The following is a 16,789-nucleotide window of genomic DNA, read 5'->3' on the forward strand; positions in this document are numbered from 1 at the left end:
GGTGCACACGCACTTAGAGCGGGCCGATCATGTCGGAATAAGACCGATCGACCACTGCGTCCTCGCTGTGTAATCGCCTGCAAGCACCACAACCCCGAAGGACTGCGACCTCACAGGTCTTTTTCAAAGGAACCTCATCCACCGAAATGGACGGGGTATCAACTTTTGGCGTTGATTTTTGGCACGCTGTTGAGTTCTCAAGGAACGGACGCTTCCTTCGTTCCTGTTTCCAGGCCCTCCGGGCGCTTCCTTCGTTTCCGACTCTATCAGACTCTTTCGTGTCCGATTCCCGGTCGAAGCGGGTTTCGCCTTTCAGTTCTTCGCTTTCGCGTTTCCCTTTCCGGCGATTCCAACTCTATCAGATCATTTCCGCGTCGTTTCCGACTTGGATTTGAATTCGATGACCGTTGGAGGGCCTTTCCCTTTCGGGTGGATCAGACTTTATCAGGTCTCCCTGAGTGCTTGATTCCCACCCGCTCGCGCGGTCGCGGGCACACGTGTGTGCCTGGGTGCCGTGCGAGGTGGAGACGTAAACGTACTGGAGCGGGGCCCCCGGATGCAAATCCGGTTGCCCCGCTCCAGGACGGGCGTTACGGCGAGGCTCAGACCTCGACGACGACCGGGAGGATCATCGGGCGGCGGCGGTAGCCGTCCGAGACCCACTTGCCCATGGTGCGGCGGATGAGCTGCTGGATCTGGTGCGGCTCGGCCACGCCGTCGGCGCCGGCGCGTGCGATGGCTTCCTCGATCTTCGGCAGGACGGCGGCGAAGGCCGAGTCCTCGATGCCGGAGCCGCGGGCCTGGATGTTCGGGCCGCTCACGACCTTGCCCGTGGTGCTGTCGACCACCACGTAGACCGAGATGATGCCCTCGTCTCCGAGGATGCGGCGGTCCTTGAGGGAGGCCTCGGTGACGTCGCCGACCGACAGGCCGTCCACGTACACGTAGCCGGCCTGGACCTTGCCCGAGATACGGGCCTTGCCGTCGATCAGGTCGACGACCACGCCGTCCTCGGCGATGACGATGCGGTCCTTGGGGACACCCGTCATCGCGCCGAGCTCGGCGTTGGCGCGCAGGTGGCGCCACTCGCCGTGGACCGGCATCAGGTTCCGCGGTTTGCAGATGTTGTAGAAGTACAGCAGCTCGCCCGCGGAGGCGTGACCGGAGACGTGCACCTTGGCGTTGCCCTTGTGCACGACGTTGGCGCCCCAGCGGGTCAGACCGTTGATCACGCGGTAGACCGCGTTCTCGTTGCCCGGGATCAGGGACGACGCCAGGATCACGGTGTCGCCGGGGACGATCCGGATCTGGTGGTCGCGGTTCGCCATGCGGGACAGGGCCGCCATCGGCTCGCCCTGGGAACCCGTGCAGACCAGGACGACCTCGTGGGCCGGCAGGTCGTCGAGGGTCTTCACGTCCACGACGAGGCCCGGCGGAACCTTCAGGTAGCCCAGGTCACGGGCGATGCCCATGTTGCGGACCATCGAGCGGCCGACGAAGGCGACCCGGCGGCCGTACTCGTGGGCCGCGTCGAGGATCTGCTGGATGCGGTGCACGTGGCTGGCGAAGCTGGCCACGATGATCCGGTTGTGGGCGTTCGCGAAGACCGTGCGCAGGACGTTGGAGATCTCGCGCTCGGGCGGGACGAAGCCCGGGACCTCGGCGTTCGTCGAGTCCGAGAGGAGGAGGTCGATGCCCTCCTCGCTCAGACGCGCGAAGGCGTGCAGGTCGGTGAGGCGCTTGTCCAGCGGCAGCTGGTCCATCTTGAAGTCGCCGGTGCACACCACCATGCCGGCGCCGGTGCGGATGGCCACGGCCAGCGCGTCCGGGATGGAGTGGTTGACCGCGATGAACTCACAGTCGAAGGGGCCCAGGTTCTCGCGCTCGCCTTCCTTCACCTCGAGGGTGTAGGGGCGGATGCGGTGCTCCTGGAGCTTCGCCTCGATCAGGGCGAGCGTCAGCTTGGAGCCGATCAGCGGGATGTCCGGCTTCTCCCGGAGGAGGTAGGGGACGGCGCCGATGTGGTCCTCGTGACCGTGCGTGAGCACGATGCCCTCGATGTCGTCGAGGCGGTCCCGGATGGACGAGAAGTCCGGCAGGATCAGGTCGATGCCCGGCTGCTCCTCTTCGGGGAAGAGGACGCCGCAGTCGACGATCAGCAGGCGACCGTCGAACTCGAAGACGGTCATGTTGCGGCCGATCTCACCGAGGCCGCCCAGGGGGGTGACCCGGAGGCCGCCCTTGGGGAGCTTCGGCGGCGGGCCCAGTTCAGGATGCGGGTGGCTCAAAAGTGTCTCCTCACCACACGCGCCACGTACCTCGTAGGCACGTGGCGCGCATGTCATTCGTGCACTTGCTTATGCGGTTTCGGGTCTTGCTTGTTCAGTTGTGAAGTCTGTTGTCAGAGCTGTACCCCGCCGGCGGCAAGATCGATCTTGAGCTGCGCCGTCTCTTCGGCGGTCAGCTCGACGAGCGGGAGCCGCAGCGGGCCGGCGGGAAGTCCCTGCAGGCCGAGGGCGCCCTTGGTGGTGATGACGCCCTGCGTGCGGAACATGCCGGTGAAGACGGGGAGCAGCTTCTGGTGGATCTCGGTGGCCTTCTGGACGTCGCCGCCCAGGTGGGCGTCGAGCATCGCGCGGAGTTCGGGGGTGACCACGTGGCTGACCACGGAGACGAATCCGACCGCGCCGACCGACAGGAGGGGCAGGTTCAGCATGTCGTCGCCGGAGTACCAGGCCAGACCGCTCTGGGCGATGGCCCAGCTGGCGCGGCCCAGGTCACCCTTGGCGTCCTTGTTGGCAACGATACGGGGGTGCTCGGCCAGCCGGACGAGGGTTTCGGTGTTGATCGGTACACCGCTGCGGCCGGGGATGTCGTAGAGCATGACGGGCAGCTCTGTGGCGTCCGCGATCGCCGTGAAGTGCCGGTAGAGGCCTTCCTGCGGCGGCTTGCTGTAGTACGGCGTCACCGCGAGCAGGCCGTGTGCGCCGGTGCGCTCGGCCTGGCGGGCGAGTTCGAGGGTGTGCCGGGTGTCGTTGGTGCCGATGCCCGCCACCACGTGGGCGCGGTCGCCCACGGCTTCGATCACGGCTCGTACGAGGTCGTTTTTCTCCGCGTCGGTGGTGGTCGGCGACTCACCGGTGGTGCCGTTGACGATCAGGCCGTCGTTGCCTGCGTCCACCAGGTGGACGGCGAGCCGCTGCGCGCCGTCGAGGTCGAGTGCGCCATCAGCCGTGAACGGCGTGATCATGGCGGTGAGGACCCGCCCGAAGGGGGTCTGCGGAGTCGAGATCGGAGCCATGGGTAACACGCTACTCGCTGCCATGCTCGCGGTGTCCCCTCGGGGGACGTGAACCGGGGTGTTGGAGCCCGGCACTGCCTGCTCGGGGGTTCAAGCAGTGCCGGGTCCGTTTGATCAGCCTAGATGAACTTTACGAAACGCCGCAATACGGACACTTGGGACTTGGGCCGTACATCTGTGCGCCAGGCGTGGCTCCGGCCTTACGGGGCAACGCGACCGTTGGCGTTGTACGCGGCGTACGTGAGCGGCATCAGACCGGCCCAGTGCCGCTCCATCTTCTCGCCGACCATCTCGATCTCCCGCTGCGGGAAGGACGGGGTGGTCGCCAGCTCGTGCTGGGTGCGCAGACCGAGGAAGTGCATCAGCGAGCGCGCGTTGCAGGTGGCGTACATCGAGGAGAAAAGTCCGACCGGCAGGACCGAACGGGCAACCTCCCGGGCCACGCCCGCCGCCAGCATCTCCTGGTAGGCCTGGTAGGCCCGGACGTACGAGTCCTCCATGACGCGGCCGGTCAGCTCCTGCTGCGCGGCCGTGCCCTCGACGAAGACGTACTTGCCCGGGCGGCCCTCCTGGATCAGCTTGCGATCCGCGTCCGGGACGTAGAAGACCGGCTCCAGCTCCCTGTAGCGGCCCGATTCCTCGTTGTAGGACCAGCCGACGCGGTGCCGCATGAACTCGCGGAACACGAAGATCGGGGCGCTGATGAAGAACGTCATCGAGTTGTGCTCGAAGGGGCTGCCGTGGCGGTCGCGCATCAGATAGTTGATGAGGCCCTTGGAGCGCTCCGGGTCCTTCTGGAGCTCCTCCAGGGACTGCTCGCCGGCCGTGGAGACGCGGGCGGCCCACAGCACGTCGGAGTCGGCGGCGGAGTGCTTCACCAGCTCCACCGTCACGTCACTGCGGAAGCTGGGTTTCAGGTCTGAAGCGGCGTTCTCGCTCACCGGGGGGTCCTTCCGAACGGTATTACCTGGGGCGCGCCCACTCTACGGCGCGGGGAACGGCCCGCTTCCCAGTCCGACGCGGTGGCGGGGTCACCCGTACAGCTGACGGCCCGCCACGTCATTTGCCCGATGTTCCGATTCGCGGCACGGATCGGGCTCTTCGGACGTCTTACCTGGAGAACGCACCACGCGGCCCGCGGGCCCTGACCGTGAGGAGACTCCCTCCATGTTTCGCCGGCGCGAACCCGTCCCCTTCGCCTTCGTCGCCGAGGCCGACCGCTTCCGCAGTAACGTCACTCCACCGCCGCGAGAGAGTCTGGCGAAGACTCAGATCGCCGCCCGTACGCTGGTCGGACTGACCGTGGTGGCGGGGCTCGTCGGCTCGCTGCTCTTCGGCATGCCGGCACTGCAGCCGCACAAGGCGCCCCAGAAGTCACAGCAGTCGGAGGCGTCCGAGGGGCGGTAGCCTCACGGGCACAGCCCAACCGAACGTGCATGTGAGTGAGGTCCAGCCGTGCCCCTGCCCTTCTTGACGGCCGACGGCGTCTTCGACGCGCACGATGAAGAAACACTGCCCCACGACGATCCCGACCGTTGGCGTCGGCCCTACCGGCCCGGTCCCTGGCGGGTCGCCGTCGCGGCGCTGCTGCTGCTGCTCTCCGCCTTCATGCTCCTGGCCACGATGATCGTGGCCTTCGCGGGCACCTGGGGCGGGGCGACGCTCTGTCTGGCGGCCGCGCTCACCGTGGTCGGCGCCACCCTGCGCCTGCTGCGCATGGGTGTCTGGGTGAGTCGTACGGGGCTGCGCCGGGTGGCGTTCTTCGGAACGCGCTCGGTCGCCTGGAGCAAGATCGACAGCATCCGTACCGTGCAGCAGCCGGTGCGTTGGCTCGGACTGCCGAGGACCGTACAGGGCCAGGCCCTGACCGCGGCGGGACGCGACGGCGCCGCCCTCCCGGTGCTCCTGACCGACCACAACGCCGATTTCCTGGCCCGGTCCGAGGCGTTCGACCGGGCCGCCGGGATGGTGGAGGCGTGGGCCGACGAGTACCGGGCCGTTCCCGCCTGAGTCGTCCCGCGCGCGTCACGGAAGGCCCGTACGGGTTCAGACCCGTACGGGCCTTCCGTCGTGCAGGGCGATGGCGCGCTGCATGGCCTTGCGGGCCCGCGGGGTGTCGCGGGCGTCGCGGTAGGCCACGGCCAGCCGGAACCAGCTGCGCCAGTCGCCCGGCGCGTCCTCCGTCTCGACCTTGCGGCGCGCGAAGACCTCGTCGGCGGAGTCCCGCAGGATCCGCCCGTACTGGTCCCGCTCCAGTTCGTCGGCGGGCAGGGCGCCCTCGGCCTCCAGCTCGGCCGCGAGCTGGTTGGCCTTGGTGACGAACCGCGTGTTCGCCCAGAGGAACCAGATGCCGATGACCGGCAGGATCAGCACGGACACGCCCATGGTGACGGTGAGCCAGGTGCCGTGCCGAATCAGCATCAGGCCCCGGCTGCCGACCAGGACGAAGTAGACGACCAGGACGGCGGCCGTGAGGAAGTACGTGATCTTCGCGCGCATGGGGGCTACTGCCTGCTCATCAGCCGAGGTCGAGGAAGTGTTCCAGGCCGAAGGTGAGGCCCGGGGTCTGCGTCACGCGGCGCGCGCCGAGCAGGATGCCCGGCATGAAGCTGCTGTGGTGCAGGGAGTCGTGACGGATGGTGAGGGTCTCCCCCTCGCCGCCGAGGAGCACCTCCTGGTGGGCCAGCAGGCCGCGCAGGCGGATGGCGTGCACCGGGACCCCGTCCACGTCGGCGCCGCGGGCCCCGTCGAGGGCCGTGGCGGTGGCGTCGGGCTGGGCGGCCAGGCCGGCTTCCGCGCGGGCGGCCGCGATGAGCTGCGCGGTACGGGTCGCGGTACCGGAGGGGGCGTCCACCTTGTTGGGGTGGTGGAGCTCGACGACCTCGACGGACTCGAAGTAGCGCGCGGCCTGCGCGGCGAACTTCATGGTGAGGACGGCGCCGATGGAGAAGTTGGGGGCGATGAGCACCCCGGTCTCCGGGGAGCCGGCGAGCCAGGTGTTCAGCCGGGCCAGTCGCTCCTCGGTCCAGCCGGTGGTGCCGACGACGGCGTGGATGCCGTGCCGGACGCAGAAGTCGAGGTTGTCCATGACGGCGGCGGGAGTGGTCAGCTCGACGGCGACCTGGGCCCCGGTGTCGGCCAGTGTCTCCAGCGTGTCCCCGCGGGTGAGCGCGGCGACCAGTTCCATGTCCTCGGCGGCTTCGACGGCCTTGACCGCCTCGGCGCCGATGCGCCCGTGGGCGCCGAGAACCGCGACCCGCAGCTTGCTGCTCATGCTCGTGCTTCCTTCGCTTGCGTCTCACAGGGCCGGGTGCCGGCCGGCCGGGGCGGACCGGCACCCGGGAACCCCAGGATCTCAGGCGACCGCTTCGTCGAGGCGGGCGGCCTGCTTCTCCTTCAGCGGTCCGATCACGGCGAGCGACGGCTTGTGGGCCAGTACGTCCTGCGCGACGGCCCGCACGTCGTCCGGGGTGACGGCCGCGATCCGGGCCAGCATGTCGTCGACCGACATCTGGTCGCCCCAGCACAGCTCGCTCTTGCCGATCCGGTTCATGATGGCGCCGGTGTCCTCCAGGCCGAGGACCGTGGAGCCGGAGAGCTGGCCGACGGCCCGCCTGATCTCCTCGTCGGTGAGCCCGTCCGAGGCGACCTTGTCCAGCTCGTCCCGGCAGATCCGCAGCACGTCGTGGACCTGGCTGGGCCGGCAGCCGGCGTACACGCCGAACAGGCCGGTGTCGGCGAAGCCCGAGGTGTACGAGTACACGCTGTAGGCGAGCCCCCGCTTCTCCCGGACCTCCTGGAACAGCCGGGAGGACATCCCGCCGCCGAGGGCGGTGTTCAGTACGCCCAGCGCCCAGCGGCGCTCGTCGGTGCGGGCGAGACCGGGCATGCCGAGGACCACGTGGGCCTGCTCGGTCTTGCGGTTGACCAGCTCGACGCGGCCGGCGGTGCGGATCCGCTTGGTGCCGGTGCGCGGGCCGATCGGCTCGGCGTCGGTGCGACCGAGGGCGCCGGCCTTCTCGAAGGCCGCGCGGACCTGACGTACGACCTTGTTGTGGTCGACGTTGCCCGCCGCGGCCACGACCAGGTGGGTCGGGTCGTAGTGCTTCTTGTAGAAGCGGCGGATCTGGTCGGCGCCGAGCGCGTTGATCGTCTCCACGGTGCCGAGGACGGGACGGCCCAGCGGGCTGTCGCCGAACATGGTCTGCGCGAACAGGTCGTGCACGCAGTCGCCCGGGTCGTCCTCGGTCATCGCGATCTCTTCGAGGATGACGCCGCGCTCGGCGTCCACGTCCTCCTCGCGGATCAGCGACCCGGTGAGCATGTCGCAGACCACGTCGATGGCCAGCGGCAGGTCGGTGTCGAGCACCCGCGCGTAGTAGCAGGTGTACTCCTTCGCCGTGAAGGCGTTCATCTCGCCGCCGACCGCGTCGATCGCGGAGGAGATGTCGAGGGCACTGCGCTTGTCGGTGCCCTTGAAGAGGAGGTGCTCCAGGTAGTGCGTGGCACCGTTGAGCGTGGGCGTCTCGTCCCGGGAGCCCACGTTCGCCCAGATGCCGAAGGTGGCGGAGCGGACGGAGGGCAGCGTCTCGGTGACGATGCGCAGTCCGCCGGGCAGGACGGTGCGCCGGACGGTGCCGATGCCGTTCTGCCCCTTGAGCAGGGTTTGGGTACGGGCGACGGCCCGCCCCTCCGAAGAGGGGCGGGCCGTCACACGGGAACTACGCGACGTCACTTGTCGGAGTCGTCCTTGTCAGCGTCGGCGTCGGCGGCTTCGCCCTCGACCACGGGGACGAGGGAGAGCTTGCCGCGGGAGTCGATCTCGGCGATCTCGACCTGCACCTTGGTGCCGACCGCGAGCACGTCCTCGACGTTCTCCACGCGCTTGCCACCGGCGAGCTTGCGGATCTGCGAGATGTGCAGCAGGCCGTCCTTGCCGGGCATGAGGGAGACGAAGGCACCGAAGGTGGTGGTCTTGACGACCGTACCCAGGTAGCGCTCGCCGACCTCCGGCATGGTCGGGTTGGCGATCTGGTTGATCGTGGCGCGGGCGGCCTCGGCGGCCGGGCCGTCGGCGGCACCGATGTAGATGGTGCCGTCGTCCTCGATCGTGATCTCGGCGCCGGTGTCCTCCTGGATCTGGTTGATCATCTTGCCCTTGGGGCCGATGACCTCACCGATCTTGTCCACCGGGATCTTGACGGTGATGATCCGGGGGGCGTTGGGGGACATCTCGTCCGGCGTGTCGATCGCTTCCATCATCACGTCGAGGATGTGGAGGCGGGCGTCGCGGGCCTGCTTGAGGGCGGCGGCCAGAACCGAGGCCGGGATGCCGTCGAGCTTGGTGTCCAGCTGGAGCGCGGTGACGAACTCCTTGGTGCCGGCGACCTTGAAGTCCATGTCGCCGAAGGCGTCCTCCGCACCGAGGATGTCGGTGAGGGCGACGTAGTGGGTCTTGCCGTCGATCTCCTGGGAGATCAGACCCATGGCGATGCCGGCGACGGGGGCCTTGAGGGGCACACCGGCGTTCAGCAGCGACATGGTGGAGGCGCAGACCGAGCCCATCGACGTCGAGCCGTTGGAGCCGAGGGCCTCGGACACCTGACGGATCGCGTAGGGGAACTCCTCGCGCGTCGGGAGGACCGGCACGATCGCGCGCTCGGCGAGCGCGCCGTGGCCGATCTCGCGGCGCTTCGGCGAACCGACGCGGCCGGTCTCGCCGACCGAGTACGGCGGGAAGTTGTAGTTGTGCATGTAGCGCTTGCGGGTCACCGGGGAGAGGGTGTCCAGCTGCTGCTCCATGCGGAGCATGTTGAGGGTGGTGACGCCCAGGATCTGGGTCTCGCCACGCTCGAACAGCGCCGAGCCGTGCACGCGCGGGATGGCCTCGACCTCGGCGGCGAGGGTACGGATGTCCGTGATCCCGCGGCCGTCGATGCGGACCTTGTCCTTGATGACGCGCTCGCGCACCAGGGCCTTGGTCAGGCTGCGGTACGCGGCGGAGATCTCCTTCTCGCGGCCTTCGAAGGCCGGGAGGAGCTTCTCTGCGGCGATCTCCTTGACGCGGTCCAGCTCGGCCTCGCGGTCCTGCTTGCCCGCGATGGTCAGCGCCTGGGAGAGCTCGCCCTTCACCGCGGCCGAGAGGGCCTCGTAGACGTCGTCCTGGTAGTCCAGGAAGACCGGGAACTCGCCCTCGGGCTTGGCGGCCTTGGCGGCCAGGTCGGCCTGGGCCTTGCAGAGGACCTTGATGAAGGGCTTCGAGGCGTCGAGACCGGCGGCCACGACCTCCTCGGTCGGCGCCTCGGCGCCGCCCTTGACCAGGGCGATGGTCTTCTCGGTGGCCTCGGCCTCGACCATCATGATCGCGACGTCGCCGTCCTCGAGCACGCGACCCGCGACGACCATGTCGAAGACGGCGTCCTCGAGCTCGGTGTGCGTCGGGAAGGCGACCCACTGGCCGCGGATCAGCGCGACGCGGACGCCGCCGATCGGGCCGGAGAAGGGCAGGCCGGCCAGCTGGGTGGACGCGGAGGCGGCGTTGATCGCCACGACGTCGTACAGGTGGTCGGGGTTGAGCGCCATGATCGTCGCGACGACCTGGATCTCGTTGCGCAGGCCCTTCTTGAAGGACGGGCGCAGCGGGCGGTCGATCAGGCGGCAGGTGAGGATCGCGTCCTCGGAGGGCCGGCCCTCGCGACGGAAGAAGGAGCCGGGGATCTTGCCGGCCGCGTACTGCCGCTCCTCGACGTCCACCGTGAGGGGGAAGAAGTCGAGCTGGTCCTTGGGCTTCTTCGACGCGGTGGTGGCGGACAGCACCATCGTGTCGTCGTCCAGGTAGGCAACGGCGGAGCCGGCGGCCTGGCGGGCCAGACGGCCCGTCTCGAAGCGGATGGTGCGGGTGCCGAAGGAACCGTTGTCAATGACGGCCTCGGCGTAGTGGGTCTCGTTCTCCACTAGCGATATCTCCATTTTCGTCGTCTCCGTCCGCCACCCGTGTGGTGACGAACGGTGTTGGAGAAGCGCTCCTGGCGTGCGGGCCGGTCTTCGATCGAAGCACCCGGTTCGTAGCCCTCGCCGGGCTTTCCGGATGCCACTACCGAGGACCGGCGGCGGTGGGAGGGCGCTCCTCCTCTTCGGTTGTGCGCGTGTTCGCTTCCAGACTACAAAGCGTGTGGTGCGTCGCGCACGTACAGCAAAGGGAGCGGCCCCCTCAGTGTGGGAACCGCTCCCTTCACAGCGTCTTTACTTGGCGCCGGCCGCACCGCGGCGGATGCCGAGGCGCTCGACCAGCGTACGGAAGCGCTGGATGTCCTTCTTGGCCAGGTACTGCAGCAGGCGGCGACGCTGGCCGACCAGGATCAGCAGACCACGACGGGAGTGGTGGTCGTGCTTGTGGGTCTTGAGGTGCTCGGTCAGGTCCGAGATGCGGCGGGAGAGCATCGCGACCTGAACCTCGGGGGAGCCGGTGTCGCCCTCCTTGGCACCAAATTCTTCGATGAGCTGCTTCTTCGTTGCGGCGTCGAGCGGCACGCGTACTCCTCGTGTTGGGTCTTCGTTGCCACCGAGTGCCCCAGGTCGAATTCTCTGGGGATCTTCCGTTACTCGGGAGGCGGGGTCCGCTGAGCGCAGCCTCCAGAAGATCTCCGGGGGCGCGTACACAAACGGCCGTCACACAGCGTACCAGGCTGCCGGGTCCCGGCATCTCAGCTGGTGAGAGCGCGGGCCCGGGAGTAGACGTCGAGCACGGCCAGGGTCAGCGGGACCAGGCTGAGCAGTACCGCGGCCTCGGTGAGGTCGAGCATCCGTCCCCAGAAGGGTGACAGACCCTTGCGCGGGATGACAAGCGAGATTGCGGTGAGCAGGACCGCGCCGGCGGCGACGGCGGTCGAGAGCCAGATCGTGCGGAGGTCCAGGCCGCCGCGGTCGCGGTGGAGCACGAGTTCCGCGACGAGGTCGGCCGGCGGGTGCAGGGCCAGGCCCAGGACGAGCAGGGCGACGGCGGCGAGTCCGGCGGCGAGGGCGCAGACCACCTGTGAGGTGTAGCGGAAGAGCCGGGCCCGGAGCAGCATGGCGAGGCCGGCGGCCAGGGCGAGCAGCCGGCCCCAGGTGTCGTCGGAGAAGCCGAGGACGGCGGCGGAGCCCACGGCGACGGCCGCGCAGCCGCCGACGAGGCCGAGCAGCATCTCGTGGCCGCGGCGGGCCTGGACGGCGATGGCCTCGGCGTCGAGGGCGGCCGGGTCGCGGCGGGCCTCGGCGGCCGGGTCGGTCGGATCGGTCGGGCCGCCGGGGGGGCGGATCTCGTGGCGGTCCGGGGTCTCGTAGTCCCCCGCGGAGCTCTGCGGGGCGGCGTACCCGATGGGCAGCCGGGCGAAGCGGGCGGAGAGGCCGGGGAGGAAGGCGACGAGGCCCACGGCGGCGGGGGCGCAGACGGCGGCCGTGGCGGTGGCGGTGGCTTCGGTTGCGATGGCTCCGAAGGCGGCGAGGGTGCCGGTGGCGGTCAGGAAGGTGGCGGCGACGAAGGGGGCGTCGCCGTTGGGGGTGAGGGCCACGAGGGCGACGGCGGCCACGAGGGCGCAGACGCAGCCGAGGAGGAACTGGAGACGGCCGGGCCCCTGGCCGGCCGCGGGGGCGATGACGCCGGAGCCGGCGATCAGCAGGTGCGGGAGGGCGGCGAGGCCGAGGGCGACGGCGGAGCCGCGGTCGCCGTACACCCGGGCGCGGACGCCGGCGGCGGCGACGAGCAGGACCGCGACGGCGCCGGCGATGATGCCGGGCAGGCCGTGCATGTCGTGGCGGACCGGGTCGGCGTACCAGAGGACGAAGCCGAGCAGGACGAGCAGGACGGCGGCGCCGGCCAGGCCCGCGCCGCGCAGCATGTCGTCGCTCCAGCGGTGGCGGTCGCGGACGACGGCCGAGGCCACGGCGTCGGAGACGTCGTCGAAGACGGCGGGCGGCAGGGACTCGGCGAAGGGGCGCAGGCTGAGCACCTCGCCGTCGAGGACCTGCTGGGCGGCGAGGGTGCGGGCGCCGTCGAGGACCACGCCGGAGCGGCGTACGAGGTGGAAGCCGGTCGGTGCGCCGACGGGCTGGGTCTGGCCGGTGAGGCGCAGCAGTTCGGGGTAGACGTCGGCGACGGCGATGTCCTCGGGGAGGGCCACGTCTATCCGGCTGTCCGGGGCCACGACGGTGACCCTGCAGAAACCCGTCGCCTCGGCCGTACTCACCTGCGTGACCCCCCTGGTTGGCGTGTCCGTCCCCGCATGCGCGTGGGCGGATTCGCGGTTGCGCATGTCGCGCGCGGTCACCCTACCGGGCCGCCGCCGCGGGGTCGGCAAGTAGGATCGCCGTCGCGCGGGGGAGTCCCCCTCCGTGTCCGGGACTTGGGGGCGCCGGTTGCGACGTCCCGTCCGTTTTCAAGGGATTGATGCTCCGGTGAGCCAGATCGTCGTCAAGCGCCCGCCCCGGGCGCTGCCGCCCGAAGTCCCTTCGGACGAACTGAGGCTGGAGGCGCCGCCGGAGCTGCCGCGCGGGCAGCAGGAGGGCATGCTGATGCAGCTCCTGCCGATGCTCGGCATGGGTTCCTCGGTCGTCTTCTTCTTCATGCCGGGTGCGGCGCCCTTCATGCGCGTCATGGGCGTGCTGATGCTGGCCTCGACCGTGGGCATGGTGATCGCCCAGTTGGTGCGCCACCGGCGCGGTACGCAGGGGCAAATGGCGGACGTGCGCCGGGACTACATGAAGTACCTGGCGCAGACGCGCCGGCAGGTGCGCAGGACGGCGCGGGCGCAGCGCGACGCGCAGTTGTACCTGCACCCGGCGCCGGAGCAGTTGTGGTCGGTGGTGGCCGAGGGTTCGCGGTTGTGGGAGCGGCGGGTCGGCGACGGGGACTTCGGTCAGGCGCGGCTGGGGTTGGGGGCGCAGCGGTTGGCGACCGCGTTGGTGGCCCCGGACACGGCGCCGGTGGACGAGTTGGAGCCGTTGACGGCGGGCGCGATGCAGCGGTTCCTGGCGGTGCACTCCTCGTTGGAGGGGCTGCCGATGGCGGTGTCGATCCGGGCGTTCTACCACGTGACGGTGTCCGGGGAGACGGAGTCCGCGCGGGGGACGGCGCGGGCTCTGGTGGCCCAGTTGGCGACGCTGCACTCCCCCGAGGACCTGATGGTGGCGGTGGTGGCCGCGCCGGGTGCGGTGCCCTCGTGGGACTGGACGAAGTGGTTGCCGCACACGCAGCTGCCGGGTCAGGTGGACGGGGCCGGCACGAAGCGGCTGTTCGGCGACGACCTCGGTGAGCTGGAGGGGTTGTTGGCGTCGCGGCTGGACGGGCGGCCGCGCTTCAGCCGGGAGGTCTCGCCCGTGTTGGACCAGCCGCACCTGGTGGTCGTGCTGGACGGTGGGATCGTGCCGCCGGATTCGGTGTTCGCGGCGGCCGAGGGTCTCCAGGGGGTGACCGTCGTGGAGGTGGTCGCGGGGGAGCTCGACGAGCCGCGCGGCGGGTTGTCCGTGGTGGTGCGGCCGGGTCGGTTGCGGTTGGAGTCGGGCGCCGGCGTCGCGTACGAGGGCGTCCCGGACACCTTGTCGTTGCCCGCGGCGGAGGCCCTGGCCCGGCAGTTGGCGCCGCTGCGCACGGGGGGCGGGGACGACGACGAGCCCTTGTTGGCCAATCTTGACTTCACGGACCTGCTGAACCTGGGGGACGCGGCCTCGATCGACGTGTCGCGGACGTGGCGGCCCCGGTCGGCCGGTGAGCGGTTGCGGGTGCCGATCGGTGTGGGCGAGGACGGTTCCCCGGTCATGCTGGACCTCAAGGAGGCCGCCCAGGAGGGCATGGGTCCGCACGGTCTGTGTGTGGGTGCGACCGGTTCCGGGAAGTCCGAGCTGTTGCGGACGCTGGTGTTGGGTCTGGCGGTCACGCACACCTCGGAGACCCTGAACTTCGTCCTCGCGGACTTCAAGGGCGGTGCGACGTTCACGGGCATGGGGCAGATGCCGCACGTGGCGGCGGTGATCACCAACCTGGCGGACGACCTGACGCTCGTGGACCGCATGGGTGACTCGATCCGCGGCGAGTTGCAGCGCCGGCAGGAACTGCTGCGGTCGGCGGGCAACTACGCGAACGTCCACGACTACGAGAAGGCCCGGGCGGCCGGTGCGCCGCTGGAGCCGTTGGCCTCGCTGGTGCTGGTCATCGACGAGTTCTCGGAACTGTTGACGGCGAAGCCCGACTTCATCGACATGTTCATCCAGATCGGTCGCATCGGACGTTCGCTGGGGGTGCACCTCCTGCTGGCGTCGCAGCGGCTGGAGGAGGGGAAGCTGCGCGGCCTGGACACCTACCTCTCGTACCGGGTGGGTCTGCGGACGTTCTCGGCGGCCGAGTCGCGGACCGCGCTCGGGGTGCCGGACGCGTACCACCTGCCGTCGGTGCCGGGTTCGGGGTACCTGAAGTTCGGTACGGACGAGATGACCCGCTTCAAGGCGGCGTACGTGTCGGGCACCTACCGTTCGGGCGGGCCCGACCTGTCGGTGGGGCTGTTCCCGTTGGAGCGGCGGCCCGTGCGGTTCACGGCGGCGCCGGTGCCGGTGGTGTACGCCGCGCCGGACCCGGCGTACCTGGCGGCGCAGGCCGCCGCGCAGGGCGAGGACGCCTTGGCGGACACCGTGCTGGACGTGATCGTGGGCCGGCTGGAGGGTCAGGGCGTGCCCGCGCACCAGGTGTGGCTGCCGCCGCTGGACCAGGCTCCGCCGCTGGACCAGCTGCTGCCGGCCCTGGCCCCGTCGGCGGAGCGCGGGTTGCACGCGCAGGGGTACACGCGGCCCGGCGGGCTCGTCGTTCCGCTCGGCCTGATCGACAAGCCGTTCGAGCAGCGGCGCGAGGTGCTGTACCGGGACTTCTCCGGTGCGGCGGGCCACATGATGGTGGTGGGCGGTCCGCAGTCGGGCAAGTCGACGCTGATGCGGACGCTGATCTCCTCGTTCGCCTTGACGCACACCCCACGCGAGGTGCAGTTCTACGGTCTGGACTTCGGCGGCGGCGGTCTGTCGTCGCTCGCGGAGCTGCCGCACGTGGGCGGGATCGCCTCGCGGCTGGATCCGGAGCGGGTGCGCCGGGCGGTCTCGGAGGTCGCGGGCATCCTCAACCGGCGCGAGGAGTTCTTCCGCGCCAACGGCATCGACTCGATGGGCACCTACCGTCGCCGGCGCGCGGCGGGCGAGCTGCCCGGCGAGGCGTGGGGCGACGTGTTCCTGATCGTGGACGGGTGGGGCGGCTTCCGTACCGAGTACGAGGGCCTGGAGCCGGTCGTCACGGACATCGCCGCCCGCGGCCTGGGGTACGGCATCCACGTGGTGGTGACGGCGGCGCGCTACATGGAGGTGCGGTCCGCGCTGAAGGACCAGATGTTGAGCCGGCTGGAACTGCGGCTCGGCGACGTCATGGACTCCGAGTTCGACCGGCGGGTCGCCGCGAACGTCCCCACGGGGATGCCGGGTCGCGGCCAGGTGCCGGAGAAGCTGCACTTCCTGGGCGCGCTGCCGCGGATCGACGGTTCGCACAGCGCGGCGGACCTGTCGGAGGCCACGGCGGCGTTCGTGGCGGCGGTGAAGGCGGCGTGGGCGGGGGCCTCGGCTCCCGGTGTGCGGCTGCTGCCGCGGCTGCTCCACGCCGATCAGCTGCCCAAGGGCGGGGAGTTCCCGTCGCGCGGGATCTCGATCGGCATCGGGGAGACCGACCTGGAGCCGGTGTTCGTCGACTTCGAGACCGATCCGTTCTTCCTGGTCTTCGGCGAGAGCGAGTCGGGCAAGACGAACCTGCTGCGGCTCATCGCCCGGCAGATCGCCGACCGGTACACCCCCGACCAGGCCAAGCTGGTGGTCGGCGACTACCGGCGGGGGCTGCTCGGGGCGCTGCCGGAGGAGCACCTGTTGGAGTACGCGCCGATGGCGAGTTCCCTCCAGATGCACATGGAGGCGCTGGGCGGGGTGTTCTCCCGGCGGCAGCCGCCCGATGACGTGACCCCGCGGCAGTTGCGCGACCGCAGCTGGTGGACGGGCCCGGACGTCTTCATCATCATCGACGACTACGACCTGGTCGCGACGAGTCAGGGCAATCCGCTGGCCGCGCTGGTGGAGTTCCTGCCCTTCGCCCGGGACACGGGCATCCGCTTCATCGTCGCCCGGAACTCGGCGGGGGCCTCGCGTTCGCTGTACGAGCCCTTCATGCAGCGGATCAAGGAGCTGGGGGCGCAGGGCGTGGTGCTGTCGGGCGACCCGTCCGAGGGCGACCTGATCGGCAGTGTCCGGCCGCGTCCGATGCCGCCGGGCCGGGGCCATTACGTCTCGCGCAAGCGCGGCACGTCATTGGTGCAGCTCGGACGGTTGCCGAACTCCGCGGTGTGAGGTCGGACGGAGAAGTCCAATCGCTCCCCCGCCCGCGGTGTCGGCGTCGATAATCGGTCCAGAACGCTGCACCGCCGTCGTACGAAGGGAAGG

12 protein-coding genes are annotated in these 16,789 nt (G+C 70.0%); 3 read left to right on the forward strand and 9 right to left on the reverse strand.

Annotation, left to right across the window (positions count from 1 at the left end; translation table 11 throughout):
• Nucleotides 1–602: 602 nt before the first annotated feature.
• From ACIRO3_RS00005 to thyX, 3 genes are all read right to left on the reverse strand, one after another.
• A complete protein-coding gene (locus ACIRO3_RS00005; RefSeq protein WP_053683878.1) occupies nt 603–2,288 on the reverse strand; it encodes a ribonuclease J in 1,686 nt (561 codons plus the stop codon).
• Nucleotides 2,289–2,401: 113 nt separating this feature from the next.
• The gene (dapA, locus tag ACIRO3_RS00010; RefSeq protein WP_361771526.1) at nt 2,402–3,301 is read right to left on the reverse strand and encodes a 4-hydroxy-tetrahydrodipicolinate synthase; all 900 of its coding nucleotides are present in this window, start codon (nt 3,299–3,301) and stop codon (nt 2,402–2,404) included.
• Nucleotides 3,302–3,501: 200 nt separating this feature from the next.
• Nucleotides 3,502–4,242 carry an FAD-dependent thymidylate synthase gene (thyX, locus tag ACIRO3_RS00015; RefSeq protein WP_361771525.1) on the reverse strand — a complete coding sequence of 247 codons (741 nt, stop codon included), beginning with the start codon at nt 4,240–4,242 and terminating at the stop codon, nt 3,502–3,504.
• A 226-nt stretch (nt 4,243–4,468) separates the two neighbouring features.
• Here thyX and ACIRO3_RS00020 point away from each other — a divergent pair, with 226 nt between their 5' ends.
• Together ACIRO3_RS00020 and ACIRO3_RS00025 are read left to right on the forward strand one after the other, a co-directional pair.
• The gene (locus ACIRO3_RS00020; protein WP_053683883.1) at nt 4,469–4,708 is read left to right on the forward strand and encodes a hypothetical protein; all 240 of its coding nucleotides are present in this window, start codon (nt 4,469–4,471) and stop codon (nt 4,706–4,708) included.
• Nucleotides 4,709–4,756: 48 nt separating this feature from the next.
• Nucleotides 4,757–5,311 (forward strand): PH domain-containing protein, encoded by a 555-nt coding sequence (locus ACIRO3_RS00025; protein WP_366150356.1) that lies wholly within the window; start codon nt 4,757–4,759, stop codon nt 5,309–5,311.
• A 36-nt stretch (nt 5,312–5,347) separates the two neighbouring features.
• On the opposite strand, the gene ACIRO3_RS00030 is transcribed toward ACIRO3_RS00025, so the two are convergent.
• The 6 genes from ACIRO3_RS00030 to eccD all read right to left on the reverse strand — a co-directional run bounded on the left by ACIRO3_RS00030 (nt 5,348) and on the right by eccD (nt 12,525).
• Nucleotides 5,348–5,800 carry a hypothetical protein gene (locus ACIRO3_RS00030; RefSeq protein WP_361771523.1) on the reverse strand — a complete coding sequence of 151 codons (453 nt, stop codon included), beginning with the start codon at nt 5,798–5,800 and terminating at the stop codon, nt 5,348–5,350.
• 19 nt (nt 5,801–5,819) lie between these two features.
• The gene (dapB, locus tag ACIRO3_RS00035) at nt 5,820–6,575 is read right to left on the reverse strand and encodes a 4-hydroxy-tetrahydrodipicolinate reductase (protein ID WP_404131193.1); all 756 of its coding nucleotides are present in this window, start codon (nt 6,573–6,575) and stop codon (nt 5,820–5,822) included.
• An 81-nt stretch (nt 6,576–6,656) separates the two neighbouring features.
• Entirely contained in the window at nt 6,657–8,036 is a 1,380-nt protein-coding gene (locus ACIRO3_RS00040; protein ID WP_404131195.1) for a M16 family metallopeptidase, read from the reverse strand.
• The gene (locus ACIRO3_RS00045) at nt 8,033–10,255 is read right to left on the reverse strand and encodes a polyribonucleotide nucleotidyltransferase (RefSeq protein ID WP_053683892.1); all 2,223 of its coding nucleotides are present in this window, start codon (nt 10,253–10,255) and stop codon (nt 8,033–8,035) included. Before ACIRO3_RS00045 ends, ACIRO3_RS00040 begins: the two co-directional genes overlap by 4 nt.
• A gap of 288 nt (nt 10,256–10,543) precedes the next feature.
• Entirely contained in the window at nt 10,544–10,831 is a 288-nt protein-coding gene (gene rpsO / locus ACIRO3_RS00050; RefSeq protein WP_053683894.1) for a 30S ribosomal protein S15, read from the reverse strand.
• Between the two features lie 173 nt (nt 10,832–11,004).
• Nucleotides 11,005–12,525 carry a type VII secretion integral membrane protein EccD gene (gene eccD / locus ACIRO3_RS00055; RefSeq protein WP_404131198.1) on the reverse strand — a complete coding sequence of 507 codons (1,521 nt, stop codon included), beginning with the start codon at nt 12,523–12,525 and terminating at the stop codon, nt 11,005–11,007.
• 208 nt (nt 12,526–12,733) lie between these two features.
• On the opposite strand from eccD, the gene eccCa reads away from it, so the two are divergent.
• Entirely contained in the window at nt 12,734–16,696 is a 3,963-nt protein-coding gene (eccCa, locus tag ACIRO3_RS00060; protein ID WP_404131200.1) for a type VII secretion protein EccCa, read from the forward strand.
• The last annotated feature ends 93 nt before the right edge of the window (nt 16,697–16,789 follow it).

This window comes from Streptomyces sp. NPDC102278 (assembly GCF_044766345.1).
In the GTDB taxonomy this organism is placed as follows: Bacteria; Actinomycetota; Actinomycetes; order Streptomycetales; family Streptomycetaceae; genus Streptomyces.

Coding starts and splice junctions, on each gene's coding strand:
- dapA (WP_361771526.1), bottom strand. CDS start 3,301: ATGGCTCCGATCTCGACTCCGCAGACCCCCTTCGGGCGGGTCCTCACC.
- ACIRO3_RS00020 (WP_053683883.1), top strand. CDS start 4,469: ATGTTTCGCCGGCGCGAACCCGTCCCCTTCGCCTTCGTCGCCGAGGCC.
- ACIRO3_RS00030 (WP_361771523.1), bottom strand. CDS start 5,800: ATGCGCGCGAAGATCACGTACTTCCTCACGGCCGCCGTCCTGGTCGTC.
- dapB (WP_404131193.1), bottom strand. CDS start 6,575: ATGAGCAGCAAGCTGCGGGTCGCGGTTCTCGGCGCCCACGGGCGCATC.